The following is a 23006-nucleotide window of genomic DNA, read 5'->3' on the forward strand; positions in this document are numbered from 1 at the left end:
GGATTGGGCGACCGAGCGGCTGGTCAGTCATCCTCAGTCGTGATCCGGGCACGGACCGGACGATAGGTGCGGAGATCAGGGACATCGTCGTCACCGACAGCGGCCTTGCGTCTGGCTGCGCGGGCATTGGCGGCGGTGTAGGTGACGAGTTCGCCGACGTCGACGCTGAAGATGTCGGCGAGAGCGACGAGTACTTGGAAGGAGATCCGTTCGGGGTTCTGATCGACGATGCGCCAGATCTGAACGGGGGAGAGGGTGATACCGCGCTCTCGGAGGGGTTCGACGAGGTCCTTGCTCGTGCGGTAGTGGTGGCGAGCCATGAGCTCCCGCACTCGCCATTCGTAGGTGATCTCGCGTTTCATCGGGTTCGTCCTTTCAGAAGATTCTGCGCGGCCGCGAGGGTCGCCTCGTGGGAGTTCTTCAACGCCAACCGCTGATAGTCAGGGGAAGCGAGCGTGTAGATGGAGGTCGTCGACGCGTGCTCGTGACCCAGCTGCAACTGCGCGAAGGTGACGTCGAAGCCCTCGCCCGTGATCAGCTGAGTTGTGTACGAGTGGCGGAACGAGTGCAGGTCCAAGCCCGGCGGGAAGCCGAGCTCGTCAATGAGTCCGTGCAGTCGGCGCAGGAGATGCGGTTCGCCGACGATGTTACCGCGGGTGGTGGGGAATAGGTCGGTGACCGGGTGCCCGTAGTGGGGGAGTCCGCGCTCGACCCAGGCGCGGAGTGCGTCGGCGGTCCAGTCCCAGACAGTCAGCACCGAGCGGGTCTTCTTGGCCGAGCCCCGGTGCGGTTTGCCCCAACGGACCCGGACGACGCCGTAGTCGCCAAAATAGGGTGCGCTGTGGTTCCGAGACAGGTCGACTAGCTGCAGATGCCTGGCCTCAGTCGATCGGAGACCCCAGCCGTAGAGGGTTTTGAATGCAACCGCGTCGCGCATTGCCGCGAGGCCGCCGCGCCTGCCGGCGTTCATGATGCGGTCGACCTCGAGATCAGCGAGATCGAAGAGCTCCTGCAGCTCAGCCTGCGAGAACGCACGCTTCGCGGTCTTCGTCTCCGAAGCTTGCGCATGGGTGACGCGGTTCCACTCCGTGATAATCTGCACGAACACGGACCCGAACAGTCGGCCGCAATTCTCGTTCCAGTCGTAGGCGGGGTTCGTCGCGAAATCGCAGAACAGCCGGATGCTGCCTTGGTAGGAGCGGACGGTCGAATGAGCGAGGTTACGAACACCTCGAGCATGGGCGAAATACTCGTCGGCATCCGAGACGGACCAGTCCCAGGGGTAGTGGCCGGAGAACTCCACTAGATCCAGCACGCGGGCCCGCCGCGAACGAATGGTCCCACGATCAAGATCCGCAGCCCCTTGAGCTCGATCCCAACCGTCCAGCACCTCACTGAGGAACGCGTCCGGCGCAGGCGCAACCTCGCCGAAGGCTAGGAACGACAAGCGGCCGGATTCGCTCACTATCAGCCCTGACGCCGTTTCATAATACGAAGAATGATTTCATGAGTTGAAATCAGCGTCAAGCAAATGCCCGATCAACCGAGGATTTGCCTTGGCAGTGCCAGTATGTTCCCGCGCCCATGCCGACACATCTGTTTCGGTGCGCTCCTCAGCGAAGGTCCTGATCAGTTTACTGTTTCTATTTCGGCGCGGGGAGTGCCCGAAAGTTCTGTCATTGCAAGAAGTGAAATTAAGCAGCCTTCATGTTGACATAATATCCATTATCAGTTTGTTTGCACGCATGCATTACGGCCATCGTCACCGCCCGTACCGCGGCAAGGCACCGCTCCGCCTCCGCGCGGCCGCAGTGCTCCAAGGCCTGGCGCAGCGCGTCGTTGACCGCACCGTTGAGTAAGCCCACGGGAGTGGCACCGTACCCGTCGGCGCCACTCTCCCGGCAATCGTCAACTGCCACCGCTTCCTGACAGTAATCGTTATCTAGAGGGATGGCTGGTGCTCTCACTTCTGCACTGACGACGGCGGGGGTGCTCTTAGGCTGCGGCGAGCAGCCCGGCGATTTGGCCGATGGAACCCGGGACGTACCGATATACGCCCATGGCGCCCACTTCGAGCGAGACAGGAATCCGGCATCAACGAGGATCCTAAGATGCGACACAGTCGGCTGCGTCGACCCGAGCGGCTCGGCTAAATCGCAGACACACGCTTCGCCCCCGCAGATAAGAATCCATGGCAACGCGCCAGCAGTTGCAGCGCACCGAGTGACGGATTTGCCTACCACTCGATTGGTGGCATCAGCTGGTGCCGCCCTCGCCCTGCTTGAAAAGGCAACGTCGGATACTCTCGGCCGTTTGACCGATCCCGCACCCGCTCCGCGGTCCTAAGCTCGCCCCCTTGGCAGAGTCCGGCGTGCGCCGGCGGCGTCTGCAGAAGGAGGAACACATGAACTCGTACGACGGATATCCGGCTACGGCGGAGCACTCTGTGCCCGGACTCGATGCGGAAGTCGAGATTATCGTCGACCGCTGGGGAGTACCCCATATCTACGCGAGCACCACGGGTGATGTGTACCTTGCGCAGGGGTTCAACGCGGCGCGCGATCGCCTCTTCCAAATCGACGTGTGGCTGCGGCGCGGGAACGGCCGATTGGCCGAAGCGCTCGGTGCCGGATACCTGCAGCAGGACTCGGCGAGCAGGCTGCTGCGCTATCGCGGCGAGTTGGTGGCCGAGTGGGAGGCGTACGGCGTTGACACGCGGCGCATCGTGTCCAGCTTCGTGAGCGGATACAATGCGTATGTCGATCATGTGCTCACGCATCCCGAGCTGCTTCCGCCGGAATTCGCTGTGAACGGATTCCTGCCCCGCCGTTGGGAGCCCGAGGATATCGTGCGCTTTCGCACTCACGGCCTGTTGTTCAACGCGGAGTACGAACTGGCCCGGGCGATCACGATCACCCGCTTCGGAACAGAGGCGGAGCAGATCGCACGCGTTCGCGAACCCGACGACGCGCTGGTGTACCCCTGCGGACTCGACCTGGGCGAGCTCGGCGACGAGGTGTTGGCGGTTTACCGGCGTGCCTTCGCCCCCGTCGACTTCGCCTCGGCTCGCGCGGTGCAGGCTGCGAACGGCGCGTCCGCACGTGCCCGCGCCCAGCCGGAGGCCCTGGACGCTGCTCGTGCTTCGGGTGCTCCGACCGCCCCGGATGCCGCCGACACCGTCGGGGGAAGCAACAGCTGGGTGGTGGGTCCGGAGCGGACAGCTACCGGGCGCCCCATCGTCGCTAACGACCCCCACCGTGGCATCTCCCTGCCCGCATTGCGCTATCTCGCACATCTGAACGCGCCTGGATTGAACGTGATCGGTGCCGGCGAACCCGGCCTCCCCGGCATCTCGATCGGACACAACGAGCATGTGGGATTCGGCCTCACCATCTGGGCGGCGGATGTCGAAGACCTCTATGTCTACGAACTCGACCCTGCCGACCCCGAGCGCTACCGCACCGCGGCAGGGTGGCAGAGATTCCGCACGGTGGAGGAGCAGGTCCCCGTCCGCGATTCCGCCGCCGAGACGGTCATCCTGCGCTACACCGAGCACGGCCCACTACTGTTCCACGATGAGGGCCGCGGGATTGCCGTCGCCCTGCGGGCGGCATGGCTCGAGCCCGGCATGACCCCCTACCTCGGCAGCCTGAGCTACCTCGGTGCTCGCGACGCCCAAGAGTTCTCCGACGCTCTGCGGCACTGGGGAACGCCCGCCGTCAACCAGGTCTTCGCCGACGTCGACGGCGATTGGGGTTGGCAGGCGAGCGGACGGATTCCCCGCCGCGACGGCTGGGACGGCAGCCTGCCCGTCTCCGGCCACAGCGGGCGAGAGTGGGCGGGCCTCGTTGACTCCGGGGCCCTACCGGCAAGCCGGCGGCCCGTCGAGGGCTGGATCGCCACGGCAAATGAGATGAACCTGCCGCACAGCTATGATAACCGAGCGCTCACCGCCACCTACGACTGGTTCCCCGATGGCCGCTACCGCCGACTGCGGTCCTGGCTGAGCGGCGACGAGCGGGTCTCTGTAGCCGACAGCTTCGCGCGGCAGCTCGACTTCACCAACGGAGTGGCGCTTCGCGCGCTCGACGCACTCCGCGTGCTTGATCCCGCCAAGCTCGAGCACGGCGCAGAGCTCGCCAGGCTGTTCGCCTGGGATGGCGTCGAGTCGACCGATTCCCGCGAAGCTCTGGTGTTCGAGATCTGGTGGCGCCGGCACTTTCGCCGACGCCTGCTCGAACGGCATCTGCGCCGTCTCGGTACGAGCGAGGACCTGCTCGCCGAGGGTGTGCGCCGACTCACCCACGACGAGAGCGCCGTGGGTGATCTGCGCGGTGACCTGCGCATCCTCGAGGCCCTCGATCCGAGAGATACTGCGGCCGTGAGCGCGCTGCGCGACGACGTCGACGCGGCCATGGGAGGAGCCCTGACCGAGATCCGCTTGCTCGTCGGCGACGACGAGGCCGCCTGGCGCTGGGGTGCCGTGCACCACGGCGCCTTCCTCAACACCGCGCTCTTGGGAACGGAGGTGCCGGACGACTGGCAGCGGCTCGGTCCGGTCGAACGCGGCGGCGGTCCCGACACCGTGGGGCTCACGAGCTACGAGACGGGATTCCGCCAGGTAATGGGGTCGAGTTTCCGGATGGTGCTCGACGTGGGCGACTGGGATGCAAGCCTCGTGCTCAACGGACCGGGACAGGCCGGAGATCCGCGTTCCCCGCACTACTCCGACCATCTGGCCGCTTGGGCGAAGGGCGAGGGTTTTCCGATGGCATACTCGCGGGAGGCGGTCAACGCCGCCGCCGCGCACCGCATCTGGCTCCGCCCAGCCAGTTGAGGTCTCCCATGCGAGAGGGGATGCGCCGCCGAGCGGCGGGGCATCCCCTCTCGCATGTCAGGCCGCCTTCTGACCCGCGTCCCACCGGCGGGCGGCCGCCTCGACGGTCGAGAACTCGGCGCCGTGCTCCTTTGCACGGTGAATGAGGCGGCGCAGGATGCGGATTCGGCTGCCTCGACCGATCGACTGTGGGTGAAAGGTGTGGGTGAAGATGCCACCCGGCACCTCCTCCACCATGAAGTCGAGGTCGGAGATCCAACGGTCGGCTAGCCCCGCAACATCCGTCGAACCCGGCAACGACACGCCCGGGGCCAGCGCGAACTCGATGAAGGGGAAATCGTCGAGCGTCCAGGTCACCGGCACCTCAATAAGTGAAAGCGGCCGGCCCCATTCGATCGGCTTGTCGGGGTGGAACACGTCGCCGGTACGGCACCGGTAGGGCTCGAAGTCCTGAGCCATCATGCTGCTGTCGTACAGGAAGCCGTACTCCTCGAGTAGCCGCGTTGAGTTGGGCGAAAGGTCGAAGGCTGGTGAGCGATAACCCACCGGGCGCACCCCCAAGGTGGAGTCAAGCGCTTCTATGCCGCGCTCCAGGATGGTTCGCTCGGCTGGCTCGTCGAGGGTGGTGGGGCCCTCGTGGGCATAGCCGTGGTGGCCGATCTCATGGCCGGAGTCGCGGATGCGCCTGCAGACGTCTGGGTAGGTCTCGGCATCGAGACCGGGGATGTACCAGGTGCTGGTCACCCCTTCCTGGTCAAGCAGGTCGAGGATGCGGGGTGCGGCGACGTTCGCCACGAACTCGCCGCGCGACAGGTACGTCGGCGTCGAGGTGCCGAGCAGTCCGTACCAGTCCGTACCAGACCGAAATTGCATCGAAGTCAAAGGTGAGGCAGACGGTGGGTGTAGGCATGGGATGTCCCTTCCTCAGGTGAGTAATGGTTACCTGCACCGTATGAACCGCCGCCGCGGCGGGGATCGGTCGAATGACCGAGACGCCACTCAACCGGCGGCGACCACCCGGTGCTGGAGCCCTCGCACCTGAAACACCAACTGGGCCTGAGATGTCGCCGGGTCCGTCCCGTCGTCGGGGTAGCAGCGGTTCGTCTGGCTGGCGTGACCGAAGTAGTAGTTGCCGTTCACCCCGCGATACACGACGCTACGCAGCACCGCCGACACCGTGCTATGTTCGGCCGGCGACCTCGTGAACGACCAGGCCTGGGCGAGCAGTCCGACCATGTCGTAGTGGATGCCGGCACTCGACAGACCCGCATCCATGTGGAACCGCCGCTCGAAATCGCGGGCGAAGCGAGTGCCGAGCGCATCCGGGTACCGGCCGGTGACAGTCGCCCAGTACAGCCCCTCGGCGTTATCCCCTGCCGCGCTGAGGAAGGAGGGCACGGAGGGTGCGTAGACGGCGTAGAGCACAGCACCCGTGGCGTCGCGACGGTAGGCCGACATGAATGCCGCAAGGTCGCGAGGCGAGTAGCAGCCAAGCAGCACCGCGAAGGGGTCGACCGCACGCACGGTGGCAGCAGCATCCGCCCACGCCGACTCGCCCTCCGCGACCGTAACGGCTTGCACCTCCCAGCCGGCGCGCTGCAATCTCTCGCGCAACGCCGGCGTGGAGGTCGCCAGGTCCGGGTCGGCGCTCTCGAGCAGCAGGATACGGCCGGACCGAAGGCCGCTGGCCCCGGGAACGCGCAACGACTGGATTATGCGTAGGAAGCCCTCCCCGTAGCGGTTGGCCGGGGAGCAGGCCTGGAAAACGTTGCCGAACCGTTCGGGCTCCTCGGCTACGAGAGCCGCCGCTTGAGCCGAGGTGGAGTGGTGCAGCAGCGGAACACCCTGCATGGCCGCCTCTCCAAGCTGCATCTCGAAGGCGCCGCGGCTGCGGTCGAAAAGTGCGCCAAGGGTGATTGCATCCACCTCCTGATTAAGCAGTCGCGCCACAGCGGCGGCCACCGTCACCGCTGAGCCAACGTCGACCTGCTCGGTGCACAGCTCCAGCGGACGGCCGTCGATGCCGCCACGGTCGTTCGCCTCTTGCACGGCCAACTCAGCACCGGCGCGCATGAGCCTCGCGTCCCCGCTCCACTCCTCGTTCCGCGGGTAGACGGCACCGATGCGGATAGGACGGGACCGAGAACGCGCGCGTCGGGCACGAGCGGGCGCGGCGAGCCCGATCGGCACCCCGGCCGCTGCCGCACCGAGCGCCAGCACATCGAGCTCAAGTTCGAGACCGATAGGCCGAGTGTTGAGCCCGGGCACGGGTAGCGTCAGCAGGGAGAGCTCGAGCGCCAGCGCCGCCGCGGCCGCGCGCGTAGAGACACCCAGCTTGGCGAACACCAGCTCCACGTGAGTGGCGACTGTGCGCCGGGCTATCTCGAGCCGTAGTGCGATGTTGATGTTGCTCAGCCCACAGGCCAGCAGGGTCAGCACCTCGAGCTCGCGATCGGTCAGCAGCCGGGCGTCGCTGCGGTCGACCCGCTCGAGCTCGGCGCGCCATCCCTCCAGCTCCGCGGCCTGGAGACTCACCCGCAACACTTCCCTACGCCCGGCCCTCTCGCCCTGATCGACGGGCCCCAGCCAGAAGAACGCTGTGCCAGAGCGGGGCTGCACTATCGGCACCGCAGCAAGCAGCCGCGCCAGTGCGCCATCAGGTACGCCTTCGACCGGAAAGAGCACGCCAGCGCCATCGATTCGCACCGTACGGTGTGAGGTCATATCCACCCCCATCGCAGGGCTTGCCGACGCTTACGGCAAGGCATCGACGCCCCATCGTTCGGCGAGAATCGCGACCTGCGTACGATTACCGAGGCCGAGCTTGCGCAACACGTTCTCTACGTGGGTGGCGACGGTGCGGCTAGACACGAAAAGTTCCTGAGCAATCTCTGCATTGGAATGGCCGTCACGGATGAGCGAGCAGACCTCCCTCTCTCGCGGAGTGAGCTGCGCTTGTTCGAGCGCCGTCATTCCGCGCAACCAGTCGGCCAGTGGGCTGAGCGATGCCCGGAACAGCTCGGCCGTCGAGGACGCGACGTGCTCGCTGGAAAGCGCTAGGTGCAGCAACCCGATCGGCCTGTTGCATCCGTCGTTGAGGTACATAGAGAGGCCGTTGCGGAAACCGGCCGGGCCGAACACGCTGCGGGCGGAATGAGTGGCACGGAAACCGGGAATCGTGTCCCAATCGTGCGCGACGGCGTGCCGTGCGCGCACCTCGGCGAAGCCGACGCATCGTTTGAGGAAGCCTTCCGAACCGAGGTAGTCGAGCACTCGCCTGTCGTATCCGCTGTTCGCCACCGCAATATGAGTTCCGTTCGGCAGCACGCGGAACAGGCTGATTGCGGGCGCGGCGCTCTGCCACCGCATCAGGTCGAGCACGCCATGCGCGCGCTCCGCGGGTCTCGCCGAGGTCACCCGGGTGAGCACATCGGAGATATGCCCCGGCAGGGCTTCGTTACCCGTCATGCCGTGATTTTAGTCCGGCTGCGGCGGCCGGCGTGTTACGAGGCCGTTACGAAGAGCATGAAACGTTGAAGCTCCGTATTTCTGCGGAGGCGTCGACCCTCCCGCGCTTCCTAGCATCCTGACAGCGCCCCTGAAGCGGGCACCCGAAGACCGAGGAGGCTCTCATGTCGAACATCCGCACCATCGCCATGTGCACAGCAGCACTGACCCTGGCCACAGCGGCCCTGTCGGGCTGCGCCCAGGCCACGTCCACGTCGTCCGACTGTACCGAAACGACCACGATCGGTTTCAGCCACCCGCTCAGTGAGGCCTCCGGCGTGAAGGCAATCAAGCAGTTTCTGACCCAGTACGCCGAGGAGGACGGCTGCGTCACGGTGCTCCTAGACAACACCACCGCCAACAACCTCGAGACGCAGCGCGCGACGGTGGAGAGCTGGGTCACTCAGGGCGTCGACTCCATCCTGCTCTGGCCCGTTGATCCCGCCGCCTTTACCGGTTTGCAGCAGGAGGCGCAGGACAAGGGCATCAAGTGGCTGACCTACCTCGTCACCATGGAGGGCCAGGACGGCAGCGTGGGCTTCGATAGCAGTTACAGCGGTGGCCTGATCGCCGACGACCTCACGAGCTGGCTCGCTGAGAACCACCCCGAGGGCGGCGTCTCGGCCGCGGTTACCACCGTCACTGCACTGCCCGCGCTCTCCGGCCGTTGGGACGTGCCGCTCGCCGCGCTCGACGCCGCCGGCATCCCCGTGGTGGGCGAGCAGGATTGCGCCGACCAGGCCTGTGGTCTGCAAATCGCCGAAGACCTCCTGCGTGAGCATCCCGACCTCCGTGTCTTCATCGGCATGAACGACGATGCGGCGCTGGGTGCCAAGAAGGCCTTCGATAACGCAGGAATCGACCCGGACTCCGTCTACATCGGCGGCTCCGACGGCACCCCGGAGGGTCTCGCCTCGGTGAAGGCTGGCGGCGCCTTCCGCGTCACCTCTGCCTTCCCGATCGCTGAGCTTGCCCAGGACATCTTTGACAACTCGCTCGCCGCCATCCGCGGCGAAGGCGAGACAGAGACGCTCACCCCCGCCGTGCTCGCCAAAACCGGCGACGACGCCACCATTGACGACCTCATCGCGCAGTATGGGAGCAAGCAGTGACGGCTTCCGTGTCGAGCCTCGAGGGGCTCACCGTCTCCGGACTACGCAAGTCATACGGACCGAATATCGTGCTTCGGGGCATCGACCTCGAGGTGCAGCCAGGCCGTATCCATGCCCTGCTTGGTGCCAACGGAGCCGGCAAATCGACCCTGCTGGGATGCCTGAGCGGGGCCACCACACCAGATGCCGGCGTTATCCGAGTGGCCAGCGTCGAGCATGCGGGATTCAGCCCGCGCCAAGCCCTCGAAGCGGGGATCGCCATCATCTACCAGCATTTCCAGCTGATCGGCGAGCTTTCCGTGGCCGACAACGTGTTCCTCGGCTCCGAGCTGCGTAGACCCGGCGGCATCACCGACCGCCGCGCCCAGGCAGTGGAGACAGCCCGCGTGCTCGCCGTGCTCGGAGTGGACATCGATCCGTCCCAGCGCGTCGACCGACTCAGCGTGGGCGAGCAGCAGATGGTAGAGATCGCTAGAGCTGTGCGCCGCACTCCTTCGGTGCTCATCCTCGACGAGCCGACAGCAGCCCTCGGCACGCACGAGATCGACGCCCTGCTGCAAATGGTGGACCGGCTCGCGCACGAGACCGGCATCGCCGTGATCTACGTCACGCACCTGCTTCATGAGGTTCTGCGCATCGCCGACGATGTAACCGTTCTGCGCGACGGGGCCGTGCTTTGGACACGACCCCGCGCGCAGATCGGGCTCGCTGACCTGGTCGAGGCGATCTCACCCGGCGCAACCACCGCTCGGCGCTGCATGCGGCCTCTCGACGGCCCGGAGTGGCTGATGCTCAACAGCTACCTCTGTGGCTACACCGGCCCGATTGATCTCAAGGTGCAACGGGGCGAGATTCTCGGTGTGTACGGCATGCTCGGTTCCGGACGCACCGATCTGTTGGAGACCCTCGCGGGCGTGCGAGTTCGGAAGTCAGGCGAAGCTTCGCTCGCCGGCGCTCCCCTGACCGCGGCTTCACCCCGGAAGGCTCTCGATGCCGGCATCGCGCTCGTGGCCTCCGACCGGGTCTCGCAATCGCTGTTCGGCGAGATGCCGGTTGTCGACAACCTGCTGATGCCGCACCTCGACCGTCTCGCTCGGGGGATACGCCGGGTGGGCGAGGAGCGGCGGGAGTTCTCTGAGACGGTGGCCGAGGTAGGTGTCACGCCCCCGCGCGGCGATATCGCGGTCTCGTCCCTCTCCGGTGGCAACGCCCAGAAGGTCGCAGTTGCCCGCTGGACGACTGCCTCCGCGCGGATCGAGCTACTGCTGCTCGACGAGCCGACGCAGGGGGTGGATATCGGCAGCCGCAGCGACATTTACGCACTGCTGCGCCGGGCCGCCGAGAACGGCACCACCGTGATCTTCGCCTCGAGCGATCCGGAGGAGATCATAACCCTCGCCGACCGGGTGCTCGTGCTCGTGGAGGGGCGCGTCGCTCACCATGGCGACAACGTGCTAAGCGAGGACGAGCTTACTGTGCTGGCACAGCCGATGGCCGTGGAGAGTGCCGCATGAGCGCCGCGACCCCCGTGACGGACGCTACCCCCGACCACCGCGGGCGCCGCGGGGTCTGGATCGTGCGGGCTTTCGATTGGGTCTTCCCGGTCGCTTGCGTGGCACTAATGGCGTACTTCGCCATCGTCACGCAGAGCTTCCTCACCCCGGCCAACCTCTCGGCCATGCTCGTACAGAACGCGACCGTGTTTGTGGTAGCCGCCGTCGCCGGTGTGCTACTGATGGCTGGCTACGTCGACCTATCCGTGGGTTCAACCATGGCCGTCGCCGGCGTCTGCGCGGGCCTCGCCTTCGTGAACTGGGGTGTCGGGGCGGGGGTCGCCGTCGGCCTCGCCGTGGGACTGGGTGCTGGACTGTTCAATGGGCTGCTCATCGGCCGTCTGGGGCTCTCTCCTATCGTCGTGACTCTCGGCGGCCTCGCCGGCGGCCGTGCGCTCGCCCTATTCCTCGCGCCGGACTCGATCTTCGGCTTTCCCGAGCCGGTGATTGGCTTCGCCAACACCTCAGTGCTTGGCGTCAGCGCGATCGGCTGGGTGGCGATCATCGTCGCCGCGCTCACCCTGTTCGTAATGGGGGCGCTGCCCTTCGGGCGGCACGTACAGGCGATCGGCGTCAACCCCCGGGCGGCTTTCCTCGTGGGTATCCGGGTGAAGTCGACCGTCGTGCTGCTCTACGCGGCTGTGGGACTGGCCGTGGGTATCGCTGCTCTGCTGCAGATCTCGCGGCTGGACAGCGCCCCCTCGGGAACGCTCGGCGTGGGCTTCGAGGTAACAGTGCTCACCGCCATCCTGCTCGGAGGCGTGCCGTTCACCGGCGGTCGCGGCAGCCTCTGGCGCGTGCTCGTGGGTGTGTGGCTGCTCGCCGTGCTGCGCAACGGTCTCACCCTGCTCAACTACGGCCCGGAGGCCGCGGGCGTACTGACCGGTCTCGTGCTCATCGTGGCGGCCGCCCTGCAGGCACTGTCGCTTTGGGTGCGCAAGAAATACTGATCCATCAAGAAAGGGACCATCCGTGAATCAAGAAGACATCGTCTGGCTGTCCGCCTCCGAGATCGCAAGCCATGTCGCGGCACACACATTGCGACCGAGCGAGATCGCCGAGGCTTTTGTGCAGCGCATCGCGGCAGTCAACCCGGGAGTGAACGCATACATCTACCACGACCCCGATGCTGTGCTGGCCGAGGCCAAGCAGCTCGACGCGAAGATCGCCGCGGGTGAGGCGCTCGGCCCTCTGGCCGGCGTGCCGTACGCCGTGAAGGGAGCCACCTCAATGAAAGATCTTCCCTTGGATGCGGGCCTGCCGGCTCTGCAAGGCAACCTCGGCACCTACGATGCCGTGGTAGTCAAGCGGATGCGCGAGGCGGGCGGGCTCTTCCTCGGCCGCACCAACATCCCCGAAGCCACCTACGCGAGCTTCAGTGACAATCCGATCTATGGCGCCACCCACAACCCCTGGAAGCAAGGACACAGCGCGGGCGGCTCGAGTGGCGGCGCCGCCGCCGCGGTCGCGGCCGGTATGGCCCCGATCGCGGAAGGGGCCGACGGCGGCGGATCCATCCGCATCCCGGCCTCGCTGTGCGGCGCCTTCGGGTTCAAGCCTACCGGCGGCCGCGTACCGCAAAGCCTGCTGCCCGGCCGCTTCAACACCTGGGTGTCGCACGGTCCGATCACTCGCACTGTGCGTGACGCAGCCCTCTGGCTGAACGCTACCGTAGGACCGGATTCCGAGGATCCGACCAGCTTGCCGCACGACGGCACCGACTACCTGCGCGAGATCGAGAAGCCGCTTACGGGTGTGCGGATCGCTTGGTCGCCGGATCTCGGCCTCGGGTACATCGACCCCGAGGTGGCTGCAGTGTGCCTCGACGCGCTGCAGGCCTTCGTGGAGCTCGGTGCCGAGGTCGAGGAGGCCAAGCCAGAATGGCCAAATCCCGAAGAGGCGTTTTGGACAGGAGTCTTCGCCGCCGGCTTTGCCTCGGAGCACGACCTCATCGACTGGGAGCGATACCGCGGCCAGCTCGACGACAACCTGCTCGCGCTCATCTCCGATGCCAAGAAGGCGACCGGAGAGCAACTCGGCAGCGCCGATGCCTTCCGCGGGCGGATGTGGGACTCCTGGGCCGCCTTTACCTCGCGCTATGACTTGCTCCTCACCCCGACCCTCGCCTCGGCGGCCTTTAAACACAAGCAGATCGTTCCGGAATGGTTCACCGAGAAATCGGCGCAGCGCCAGGTCTTCGGCTGGTTGCTTACCTACCCTTTCAACATGCTCACCACGCCCGCCTCAACGGTGCCCGCGGGGTTCACGGCGGACGGGCGCCCGATCGGCCTGCAGATAGCGGGGGGTCACCTGGCCGACGCGCTTGTTATGCGCGCCTCGGCGAGGTTCGAGAGCGTGCGTCCCTGGGCGCAGTACCGCCCTGAGGAGTGGTGGACGCACACGGACGCCGGCCAGTGAACTTCGGTATCCTGCGCGCGCCCCGCACATTGCTGTTCGGCGAGGGCAGCATCGCGGCTGTGCCCGGCATCGCCCTGGAGTACGGCTCCCGAGCGCTGTTAGTGGCCGATCCTGTGGTACTTGGTACGCCGGAGGGCCTCGCGCTTCGCGCCGACCTCGAAGCGGTCATGAGCGCGGTGTCCGTGCACGCAGAGGTGGTCCCTGAGCTGCCGGTCGATGCGATCAACGCTGTGCTGCCTGCGGTGCGCGACTTTACCCCCGATGTGGTCGTGGCGCTCGGCGGTGGGAGTGCTCTTGATTTGGCCAAGGTGCTGGCGTTGCTGGTGACCAACCCGGGAGTCGTTGCCGACTACTACGAGGCAGGGTCGATTGGCCGGCGCCCGGTTCCGGTCGTCGCGGTGCCGAGCACCGCTGGAACGGGGTCGGAGGTGACGCCGGTCGCCGTCGTCACCGATTCCGCCCGGGGGCTCAAGGTCGGCCTTTCCGATCCGGTACTGGTGCCGGCGGCGGCGGTGGTCGATCCGCTGCTTACCCTGGGAGTGCCGGTGCGGGCGACTGCTGCGGCGGGGGCGGATGCGCTGGCCCACGCTGTCGAGGCGCACACTGCCCGTTTGGAACGGGTCGATTGGTCGGCGCTTCCCACCGGTGCGATCGGCGCCAATGCTTTCTCTTCGGACTTCGCGCTACAGGCGGTGAAACATCTTGGCTCATCTCTGTTCCGCTCGGTGGAACACGGCGGAGACGTCGCTGCGCGCACTTCGACCGCTCGGGGTTCGCTGGCGGCGGGCCTCGCCTTCGCCACGGCAGGTGTGCATCTGGGACACGCCCTGCAGTACCCGATCGGTGCGCTCACCCACACCCCGCACGGAGTGGGGACGGGTCTGCTGCTTCCCTACGTGATGGCGGCGGTGCTAGAGGTGCGGACTGCGGAGCTGGCGGATGTGGGTCGCGCGCTCGGCGTCGCCGCCGAGGTCTCTGCCGAGTCAGCCGCCGAGCTGGCTATCCGTCGCGTGCATGAGCTGATGCGGCAGATCGGTCTTCCCGCCTCTCTAACCGAGCTCGGCGTGGCGAGTTCGGAACTCGAGGGGATCGTAACAGCGGCGGCCCGTATCAGCCGCCTCGTGGACAACGCCCCGCTTGCCGCCGACCGAGTCCAAGACGCGCTCTTGGGCATCGTGGAGGATGCCCACGCCGGGGTTGTGCCCATCTAGACCGAGGGGTGCGACTACGTTCCTCCAATGCCCTATCGGGAAGCTACTGAGCCTCCGTAGGAGGCCGAGATGACCGAAATCGAGCCGACAGCTACCACAAGACGCTCGCGGTTCTGAAGCAGCGGGGGCGTGAAGCGCGCTTCGCCGCGACGCCAAGCCAACACGGGGATGCTCAGCATCACGGGCGTCGAGTCGCGCTTCAACCGTTCCGCCAGCCCGAACTAGGAGCGCGACTGTTGGACCAAGCCCACGCCCTCACCCTCGAATTGCGATCCAGGGCAAGGACGCGAAACGCCCGGCTCGACGATTCGGCTGCCGGACCGAGACGTCGAGGCTGCTCGAGCAGTCAGGCGGACAGCAGCGCAACCTACGTCGCTGCCCGCCGCCGCCTCACGCGGCAGGTTTGGGGAGGATGATGCAGACCAGTGCCACGAGAGCGGCCACTGCGAGCATGTAGAAGGCCGGAGCGAGGAGGTTGCCAGTGGCTTGGACCAGCCACGTGCTGACGTACGGAGCGGTCCCTCCGAACAGCACATACCCGGCGTTGTAACCCAGACCCGCCCCGCTGATCCGGTTCTTGACTGGAAACAGCTCGATGAAGGCGACACCGAAAGGTCCGAAGAACACGCTGATGGCGAGTGCGAGCAACGTCTGGCCGGCGACTGCGCCAAAGGCGGTTCCGCTGCTGGCCAGCAGATACGCGGGCAGGGCTGCCGCCGCGGAGAGCGCTGCTCCGAGGATGAGCATCGGCTTGCGTCCCCACCGGTCCGAGAGCAGACCAGTGAAGGGCATGGCGATGAACGCGGCCAGCAACGCCACTGCGTTGGACAGCAGCGACGTGCTCTGATCGATGTGGACGGTCTCGCTCAGGTAGGTAGGGAAATAGCCGGTCAGCGTGTAGAACCCTAGACTGGACAGGGACGCCAGGGCGAAGGCGAAGAAGATCGGACGGGGCGATTCGCGGATCGCGGACCACAGCGGGAAGGCACGCTTCTTCGGCGTCGACACGTCCGTGTTCGTGAGGGCGAGTTCCGCGAACGCCGGAGATTCATTGACTCGCCGACGGATGTAGAGACCGACGAGCGCGAACGCACCGCCCAACAGGAACGGGATGCGCCAGCCCCACTGCATGAACGTGTCGTCGTCCATGACGCTGGTGAGCAGGAGGATGAGTAGCGACGCGAAGACGGCAGGGACGGTGGAAAAGGCGAGAGTGAAGGCTACCGTCAAGCCCCTCCTGTTCGCAGGAGAGTGCTCTGCGACCAGGGTGTTCGAGCCGGTCGTCTCCGCTCCTGCGGACAGTCCCTGCGCGAGACGGCAGACAACCAGTAGCACAGTCGCGATGACCCCCACCTGGCCGTAGGTAGGCAGCAATCCGATTGCTGCGGTCGATGCGCCCATCACGAGGATGATCACCGCTAGTACGTTCCGCCGACCGACGGTGTCGCCGAAGTGCCCGAAGATGATGGCACCCAGCGGCCGCATTACGAAGCCCGCGGCATACACCGCGAACACCGCGAGCAGTGAAGCGATACGGTCCTCAGCGGGGAAGAAGAGGGTCGCAATTATCGACGCCGAGTAGGCGTAGATGACGAAATCATACCATTCGACGAACTGGCCGATAGCAGCGGAAGCTAGAACTCGGCGTAGCTGTGTGCGGGGACGTGACGGCGCTGGGCGCAACTGTGAATCGGACACCATTATCCAAAACTCCTTCTGTGTGGGGGGTGCTTGCGGGAGCCGCTCAGCGCTCGACTCCGGTGAGGCGATAGCGCTGATTGCAGGCGACGGGGTGAGCCTTCCTGACCTGCTGCAACACGCTCTGCTCTAGGCGGGCGATGGCGAGCCCCTCAGGCGCATCGACGGTAGCGAGAGTCGCTCCCGCCGGGTCAAGGACGGTGCTGTGCCCCGTGGATGCCGGGCCGGCTTGATTGCTGAGCAGGAGGTACGAGGTGGTCTCGATAGCGCGGGCGGCGGTGAGTGTCGCCAACTGGAACGCTTTGCCGGGACCCTGAGCCCAGGCGGAGCTCATGGCGATGACATCAACACCGCGTTCGATGAGACCGAGAGTGAGTTCGGGGAAGCGGAGGTCGTAGCAGTTGAGCAACCCCACCCGCCAGCCGTGAAGGCTGAAGGTTGCCAGCTCGGAGAAGTCACCGTGGATGGGCCCCGGCGCGATGTAGTCGGACTCGCGGTACGAGAAGGCGTCGTAGAGATGGATCTTGTCGTACCGCGCCAAGGCGACGCCAGACGGTGAGAGGGCTGTGAGTCGGTTGTACGGTCGCTTCTCGGCCTCACCCATCTCGTAACTGCCGTAGACGAGGTGAATGCTGTGGCGCTGCGCCAAATCGGACATGGCCTCGGCGAACACCCCTGACTGGAACCGTGCCACCTTGGAGATCGCTTCCGGCCCAGCGGACCATTCGTAGATGGATGACTCCGGCAGGGTCACGAGGGAGGCCCCCGCGTCGGCGGCGTCGCGCACCAGAATGCCGATGCGAGCGATGTTCGCCTCGACGTCTTGAGATGACGCGAATTGAGCTGACGCGACCGTCAAACGTGTCTGCTCACGGACCGGAGACCCGTTAATCAAATCGTTGTGGCTCATGGCGGGTAAGCGTAGATGCGTCCGGCCGCTGGTGTCAATGTCGCAGTGATACGAGCGCGCCGTCGCGGTCTCTAGACCGATATCGTGAGACCGGGCACTGTCACGAACGCGACACGTAAGGCCCATCGACGGGAGGCACGGGTGGCCGGAGAGCAACAACGCAGTCGGCCGGTCACCATCAAGGATGTGGCTGCACTCGCCGGGGTGTCCCCGGCTACGGTCTCCCATGCGTTATCGGGGCGACGGAAGATCTCCGAAGCGACGACCGCTCGAATCAGAAGCGCTATCGATCAGTTGGGGTATGCGGCCGACCCGGTAGCGACCGCGCTCCGTCGCGGTTCCACGCGCCTCATCGGTCTGGTTCTTCGCCCCCGGGACGCCGTGCAGGGTTCGATGGGCGGAGCCGCCGGTTACCTACGCTTGATAGGCGCAGCGGCCATCACCTCACTCGACCGCGGTTGGGGGTTGGTACACGTGCCCAACGGTGTGGACTCCTGCGACATGTCTCTGCCCGTTGACGGGTACATCGTGGCCCACCCCTCCACCAACGACTCGGTACTGCAACAGCTGCGTCGTGCACGGGTCCCGGTTGTCACCATCGATGACTTTGACGACCGAGACCCGGACCATGATGTTCGCCTCGACCACAGCCACGGGGTGACGGCACTCCTCAACGAACTCTGGAAGGGTCCACAAGAACCGACCGCGTTGATCACTGGCACCGAGGACAACCGATGGAATGATGACGTCCGAAAAACTGTCATCTCCTGCTATGCCGCTCGTGGCGAACCTCTCGCAACGGGTGCGCTCTACGAGGGTGAAGGGCCAGAAGGGGCCCGCAGCATGGTGCAGTCGCTGTTGGACCAGGGCACGCGACGCTTCCTCGTCGGGCCCAGCCGGTTCGCCATCGGTGCCCTTCACGCCGCACGGGCTCGCGGCTTCGCGGTGCCGGAGGACGTGGAGATCGCAGCGTTCACCGACAGCCCCATGGCTGAGACGTCTATGCCGACCATCACCGCGATGGATGTGCACCTCGAGGACGCTGGTGCCCGCGCGGCGGCCCACCTGCTGGACTGGTTGAGCGGTGAGCCGACGCTCACGCCCGAGCCAGTCAGACCCGAGGTGAAGTGGCGAGATTCCACCCTCCCGCGCAGCGAGCGAACCTAGATCTACGCGGCCTACACGTCGTCAACGAGCGCCTGCTTGGCGGCGTCGAGAGTGCTGAACACTCCAAGGTCCCTCCCCAACGCTTCGGTGACCTGGAATCCCTGGCCCCAGTTCTCATGGATGATTCCCGCGGACGCGCCGGTAGGAGCGGACGCCACCCAGAGTCCTGCTTGCGCGCAGCGCCACGTCAGCGCTGAGGTGGCGTCTTGGGTGTCGGTGTCTTCGGCTCGGGTCATCCGGTTCCCCTTCCAGTGTGCGATCCAGCTTCGGAGTTTTCGATCATCCCCCGACGTACCCTGATGCACAGCACGTGTCCGGTACGGGTGCAGTCGGCACACCCGCATTACGGGATCGAGGCGCACAGGAAGTATCGCCGTATGGCTGGACGTGGAAATGCACAGAGGCGGCCCCAGAGGCGTGCATTAGGCACATGATCCGGCGAGGCCGTTCCGGGAGTGTTGACCGCGAGGTGGTGGTTCGATGTCGAGCTCGGTCATGCAGCGTGCGGTGTTCTTCGTCTCCGACAGCACCGGCATCACAGCCGAAACGTTGGGGAACGCACTGCTGTCCAACTTCCCCGGTCTCGCGTTCAAGCGCCACACTGTGCCCTTCGTCGACACTCCTGCCGGGGCAGGGAGTGTGGTTGAGGACGTCGCCGCGACCGCTCGTGCGGGCGCCGACCCGATCCTGTTCACCACCATCAAGACGCCCGCCGTGGCCGCAGTTCTGGCAACCGCCCCGGCGACACGCATTGACCTTCTCCAGGGTCACCTCACCGAGCTTGAGCAGGCCTTGCAAACCACCGCGTCCGATCAGTTGGGACGCTTTCACGCTGTCGGTGACACGGAGCAGTACTTCCGGCGGATGAGAGCCATCGAGTACGCCATAGAACATGACGACGGACAGAGTTCCAGGGCTCTGGACGTCGCGGACGTAATCATCCTCGCCCCCAGCCGCTGCGGTAAGACGCCGACCACGATGTACCTGGCCCTGCAGTACGGGTTGCTGGTCGCCAATTACCCGCTCACCGACGATGACCTCCCGAGCGAGGGACTGCCCACCTCTATCGCTGGTCTGGCCGCCCGCTGCTTCGGTCTGACGACAACGCCGCTGCGGCTCAGCCAGGTCAGGAATGAAAGGCGCCCCTCGTCACGGTACGCCAGCCTTCCGCAGTGCACTGCGGAACTTCGCCGTGCCGAGTCCCTGTACCGGTCATCTGGAATTCCCTATCTGAACTCCTCGACCAAGAGCGTCGAGGAGATGTCAGCCGTCATCCTGCAAACCCTGAAGCTCCGACTATGACCTCCCAAGGAGACCTATGAGCAACATCCTCTGGTTCGACAAAATCGGTATGCCAGACCTCCCCCACGTCGGTGGCAAGAACGCGTCGCTAGGTGAGATGGTGTCCCATCTCACCACGCTCGGCGTTCGTGTCCCCCCGGGTTTCGCCACGACCGCTGACGCTTACCGGCGGTTCCTTGAACATGACGGCCTTCGCGCACGGATCGCTTCATCCATCGCCTCGCTGAACGTCGAGGACGTGACGGAGCTGGCACAGGTGGGCGAGGCCGTCCGAGGCTGGATCGAGACGCACCCGCTTCCCGCGGACTTGGAACGCGACATCCGGAGCGCTTTTGATGAGCTCGGTGAGAAGTACCCCATCGCCGAGGTGTCGTGGGCAGTCCGCTCGAGCGCGACCGCGGAGGACCTGCCCGATGCCTCCTTCGCAGGCCAGCAGGAGACATTCCTCAACATCGCCGGTATCGATAACGTCCTCACCGCCATCAGGAAGGTCTTCGCGTCCCTCTACAACGACAGGGCCATCGCATACCGTGCCCACCACGGGTTCGCGCACGACGACGTCGCGCTCTCCGCCGGCGTTCAGCGGATGGTGCGCTCCGACGTCGCATCCTCCGGCGTGATGTTCACCATCGACACCGAATCCGGCTTCGACAGAACCGTGTTCGTGACAAGCTCCTATGGCCTCGGTGAAGCGGTCGTCCAGGGTGCGGTGAACCCGGATGAGTTCTACGTCTACAAGCCGGCCCTTCGCGCTGGACGACCCGCCATACTTCGCCGGTCGCTCGGCGAGAAGGCAATCGCGATGACCTACACCGACAGCGTGGAGGCAGGCGCCAGTACGGCCTTCGTGGATGTACCCCTCTCCGACCAGCGACGGTTCTCCATCACCGACGACGAAGTCCAGGAGCTCGCACGACATGCCCTTGTCATCGAGGAGCATTACGGCCGACCAATGGACATCGAATGGGCCAAGGACGGCTCGGACGGTTTGCTTTACATCGTCCAAGCTCGACCCGAGACGGTGGTGTCCCGCGAGGACGCGACCACGCTCACGCGTTTCCGGTTGCAGGGAAGCGGCCCCGTACTCATCGAAGGACGCGCCATCGGCCAGCGGATCGGCGCGGGCCCCGTGCGGGTGCTCAAGGACGCGGGGCAGATGGGAGAGTTCAACCCGGGAGATGTGCTCGTCGCCGACATGACGGACCCAGACTGGGAACCTATCATGAAGCGCGCCTCCGCCATCGTCACTAACCGGGGCGGCCGCACCTGCCACGCTGCCATCATCGCCCGTGAGCTCGGGATCCCCGCCGTGGTCGGCACAGGATCCGCGACGACCACCTTGCCCGAGGGCAGCGACGTAACCGTGTCCTGCGCGGAGGGCGCCACCGGCGTCATATACGCCGGCCGGTTGGAATTCGCTCAGGAGCAAACACACCTGGACCGGATGCCCGAGGTGCCGGTGAAGATCATGATGAATGTCGGCTCCCCGGATCAGGCGTTCGCCTTCTCGCGCCTACCCAACGAGGGGGTGGGGCTAGCGCGGTTGGAGTTCATCATCAACCGCCAGGTGGGCATCCATCCCCGGGCGCTGCTGGACACGCCGTCGCTGCCACCGGAACTGCGCGAGCAAGTGCTGCAGCGCACCAGCGCATACTCCAGCCCTCGGGACTACTTCATCACCCGCGTCGCCGAAGGTGTCGCCATGATCGCTGCCGCATTCGACCCGGCCCCCGTCATCGTCCGGCTCTCCGATTTTAAGTCGAACGAGTACGCCAACCTCCTCGCGGGTCAGCTGTACGAGCCGTCGGAGGAGAACCCGATGATCGGGTACCGAGGAACCTCCCGATACCTGTCCAAGGATTTCCTCGAGTGCTTCAAGATGGAGTGCGAGGCGTTGACGTATGTCCGTGACACGCTGGGACTGACGAACGTGCAGGTGATGGTCCCCTTCGTCCGGACTGTCCAGGAAGCTACCTCGGTCGTGCAGCTGCTCGCCGACAATGGGTTGCGTCGAGGGGAAAACGGGCTGAAGGTCATCATGATGTGCGAGCTTCCGAGCAACGCACTGCTCGCTGATGCCTTCTTGGAGCACTTCGACGGTTTCTCCATCGGCTCAAACGATCTCACGCAGTTGACGCTGGGGTTGGACCGGGACAGCGCCCTGGTCGCAGACCGGTTCGACGAACGCGATCCCGCCGTACTGTCCCTGGTCTCGATGGCTATCGACGCCTGCCGGAGGAAGGGCAAGTACGTGGGCATCTGCGGGCAGGGACCCAGTGACCACCCCGATCTCGCCGAGTGGCTGACCGATAGGGGCATCGACTCGCTGTCCTTGAACCCGGACACGGTCCTGGACACCTGGCTCCGGCTGGCTACCCGATCCTGACGCAGTCACCGCAGCACAGCAAAGGGGGGTCACCGACGGGATGTCCGGTGGCCCCCCTTCTTCATGTCAGGGTTCAGAGGTCGAGGGTGGCCGACTCCCCCGGCTGCAGTGCGACGATGGCATCGCCGAGACCCTCGCTCTCGAACAGAGCGCGGATCTGCTCCGCGTTCTGGCTGAAGTGCTCCCAGCTGTCCTCGTGAACGGCGATGACCTTCGGCGCCCCGAGGAGCCGTGCAGCCTGAACGGCGCGCTCGTTGCTGAGTGTGATGTAGCTGCCGTCGGCGATGACGTCGAACTTCGCACCTCCGACGAACAGCACAGCGACGTCCACCGAGGGGTACCGCTGAGCGATCTCCTCGACGATGTCCAGCTCCGAGTTGTCACCACTGACGTAGATCGTGGGAACACCAGGCCCTTCGAGGATGAACCCGACGACCGGTCCCAGCGCCGGCCACACCTCGTCAGGCCCATGGTGCGCGGGAACAGCCGTCACTTTCAGCTCGCCCCCGTCGGGAAGCGGCACCGTCGCCGATTCGTAGTCGGTCAGACCGACGACGTTGGGTCCGAACTGCTCAGCGACCTGCGTGGTCGTGAAAGCCTTCGGCACCATGGTGAGGAAGCCACGTCCGGACACGTCGAGGTTGTCGATGTGCTCGTGGGAAGCCAGGGCGACATCGATGTGACCGAGCTCCTCCGGGGTGAACGCGGGTCCGGTCTTTTTAGTGACGGGACCAGCGATGGGGTGGTGATACACCTGGGGTGCATCGAACGTGGGGTCAGTGATGATTCTGAGCCCGGCGACGTCGAGGACCGCTGTGGGTCCGCCGACGAGAGTGACTGAGATTGACATAACGTTAGTCGACCGCATGGGAAGCGTTGCAGACAGTCCAAGATGTGTACCGGCG

At 65.6% G+C, this 23006-nt stretch carries 19 protein-coding genes and 1 pseudogene; 10 read left to right on the top strand and 10 right to left on the bottom strand.

The genetic code is table 11. From position 1 onward, the window contains the following. Positions 1-23 precede the first annotated feature (23 nt). The 3 genes from ACN4JJ_RS20555 to ACN4JJ_RS20565 form a co-directional block, all read right to left on the bottom strand. Complete coding sequence (locus ACN4JJ_RS20555; protein WP_440711753.1) at positions 24-362, bottom strand: helix-turn-helix domain-containing protein; 339 nt, start codon at positions 360-362, stop codon at positions 24-26. Further along, on the bottom strand, positions 359-1465 hold the full coding sequence (locus ACN4JJ_RS20560; RefSeq protein ID WP_440711754.1) for a tyrosine-type recombinase/integrase: 1107 nt from the start codon (positions 1463-1465) through the stop codon (positions 359-361). The genes ACN4JJ_RS20555 and ACN4JJ_RS20560 overlap by 4 nt, the downstream gene beginning before the upstream one ends. Positions 1466-1694: 229 nt before the next feature. Beyond that, positions 1695-2243, bottom strand: a complete 549-nt coding sequence (locus ACN4JJ_RS20565) for an ArsR/SmtB family transcription factor (RefSeq protein WP_440711755.1) — start codon at positions 2241-2243, stop codon at positions 1695-1697. 161 nt (positions 2244-2404) lie between these two features. On the opposite strand from ACN4JJ_RS20565, the gene ACN4JJ_RS20570 reads away from it, so the two are divergent. Further along, positions 2405-4837: a penicillin acylase family protein gene (locus ACN4JJ_RS20570; protein ID WP_440711756.1), complete on the top strand. Its 2433-nt coding sequence runs from the start codon at positions 2405-2407 to the stop codon at positions 4835-4837. Between the two features lie 57 nt (positions 4838-4894). On the opposite strand, the gene ACN4JJ_RS20575 is transcribed toward ACN4JJ_RS20570, so the two are convergent. The 3 genes from ACN4JJ_RS20575 to ACN4JJ_RS20585 form a co-directional block, all read right to left on the bottom strand. Next, complete coding sequence (locus ACN4JJ_RS20575) at positions 4895-5710, bottom strand: polysaccharide deacetylase family protein (protein ID WP_440711757.1); 816 nt, start codon at positions 5708-5710, stop codon at positions 4895-4897. Positions 5711-5836: 126 nt separating this feature from the next. Continuing rightward, positions 5837-7561: an ABC transporter substrate-binding protein gene (locus ACN4JJ_RS20580; RefSeq protein ID WP_440711758.1), complete on the bottom strand. Its 1725-nt coding sequence runs from the start codon at positions 7559-7561 to the stop codon at positions 5837-5839. A gap of 30 nt (positions 7562-7591) precedes the next feature. After that, positions 7592-8305 carry a response regulator transcription factor gene (locus tag ACN4JJ_RS20585; protein WP_440711759.1) on the bottom strand — a complete coding sequence of 238 codons (714 nt, stop codon included), beginning with the start codon at positions 8303-8305 and terminating at the stop codon, positions 7592-7594. Between the two features lie 164 nt (positions 8306-8469). Between ACN4JJ_RS20585 and ACN4JJ_RS20590 the strand changes: the two genes are divergently transcribed. The 5 genes from ACN4JJ_RS20590 to ACN4JJ_RS20610 are packed head-to-tail and all read left to right on the top strand — an operon-like array spanning position 8470 to position 14638. Then, positions 8470-9456: a sugar ABC transporter substrate-binding protein gene (locus tag ACN4JJ_RS20590; RefSeq protein ID WP_440711760.1), complete on the top strand. Its 987-nt coding sequence runs from the start codon at positions 8470-8472 to the stop codon at positions 9454-9456. Next, complete coding sequence (locus tag ACN4JJ_RS20595; protein WP_440711761.1) at positions 9453-10970, top strand: sugar ABC transporter ATP-binding protein; 1518 nt, start codon at positions 9453-9455, stop codon at positions 10968-10970. Before ACN4JJ_RS20590 ends, ACN4JJ_RS20595 begins: the two co-directional genes overlap by 4 nt. After that, positions 10967-11959 carry an ABC transporter permease gene (locus tag ACN4JJ_RS20600; protein ID WP_440711762.1) on the top strand — a complete coding sequence of 331 codons (993 nt, stop codon included), beginning with the start codon at positions 10967-10969 and terminating at the stop codon, positions 11957-11959. The genes ACN4JJ_RS20595 and ACN4JJ_RS20600 overlap by 4 nt, the downstream gene beginning before the upstream one ends. A 22-nt stretch (positions 11960-11981) precedes the next feature. Continuing rightward, entirely contained in the window at positions 11982-13427 is a 1446-nt protein-coding gene (locus ACN4JJ_RS20605; protein ID WP_440711763.1) for an amidase, read from the top strand. Then, entirely contained in the window at positions 13424-14638 is a 1215-nt protein-coding gene (locus ACN4JJ_RS20610) for an iron-containing alcohol dehydrogenase (protein WP_440711764.1), read from the top strand. The genes ACN4JJ_RS20605 and ACN4JJ_RS20610 overlap by 4 nt, the downstream gene beginning before the upstream one ends. Positions 14639-15028: 390 nt before the next feature. Here ACN4JJ_RS20610 and ACN4JJ_RS20615 read toward each other — a convergent pair whose 3' ends face one another. After that, positions 15029-16339, bottom strand: coding sequence for an MFS transporter (locus ACN4JJ_RS20615; RefSeq protein ID WP_440711765.1), 1311 nt, complete (start codon positions 16337-16339; stop codon positions 15029-15031). A 43-nt stretch (positions 16340-16382) separates the two neighbouring features. Next, complete coding sequence (locus ACN4JJ_RS20620) at positions 16383-17246, bottom strand: nitrilase-related carbon-nitrogen hydrolase (protein WP_440711766.1); 864 nt, start codon at positions 17244-17246, stop codon at positions 16383-16385. A 186-nt stretch (positions 17247-17432) separates the two neighbouring features. Here ACN4JJ_RS20620 and ACN4JJ_RS20625 point away from each other — a divergent pair. Together ACN4JJ_RS20625 and ACN4JJ_RS20630 are read left to right on the top strand one after the other, a co-directional pair. Then, positions 17433-17540: pseudogene (locus tag ACN4JJ_RS20625) on the top strand (LacI family DNA-binding transcriptional regulator); the annotation flags it as partial. A gap of 207 nt (positions 17541-17747) precedes the next feature. Beyond that, positions 17748-18413, top strand: a complete 666-nt coding sequence (locus ACN4JJ_RS20630; RefSeq protein ID WP_440711808.1) for a substrate-binding domain-containing protein — start codon at positions 17748-17750, stop codon at positions 18411-18413. Positions 18414-18424: 11 nt separating this feature from the next. Here the strand turns inward: ACN4JJ_RS20630 and ACN4JJ_RS20635 are convergent, their stop codons facing one another. Continuing rightward, positions 18425-18649: a hypothetical protein gene (locus tag ACN4JJ_RS20635; protein WP_440711767.1), complete on the bottom strand. Its 225-nt coding sequence runs from the start codon at positions 18647-18649 to the stop codon at positions 18425-18427. Positions 18650-18893: 244 nt separating this feature from the next. Between ACN4JJ_RS20635 and ACN4JJ_RS20640 the strand changes: the two genes are divergently transcribed. Together ACN4JJ_RS20640 and ppsA are read left to right on the top strand one after the other, a co-directional pair. Continuing rightward, on the top strand, positions 18894-19715 hold the full coding sequence (locus ACN4JJ_RS20640; RefSeq protein ID WP_440711768.1) for a pyruvate, water dikinase regulatory protein: 822 nt from the start codon (positions 18894-18896) through the stop codon (positions 19713-19715). Positions 19716-19731: 16 nt separating this feature from the next. After that, complete coding sequence (gene ppsA, locus ACN4JJ_RS20645; RefSeq protein WP_440711769.1) at positions 19732-22101, top strand: phosphoenolpyruvate synthase; 2370 nt, start codon at positions 19732-19734, stop codon at positions 22099-22101. Positions 22102-22174: 73 nt separating this feature from the next. On the opposite strand, the gene ACN4JJ_RS20650 is transcribed toward ppsA, so the two are convergent. Then, a complete protein-coding gene (locus ACN4JJ_RS20650; RefSeq protein ID WP_440711770.1) occupies positions 22175-22969 on the bottom strand; it encodes an MBL fold metallo-hydrolase in 795 nt (264 codons plus the stop codon). Positions 22970-23006: the final 37 nt, after the last annotated feature.

This window comes from Herbiconiux dendrobii, from assembly GCF_052048175.1.
In the GTDB taxonomy this organism is placed as follows: Bacteria; Actinomycetota; Actinomycetes; order Actinomycetales; family Microbacteriaceae; genus Herbiconiux.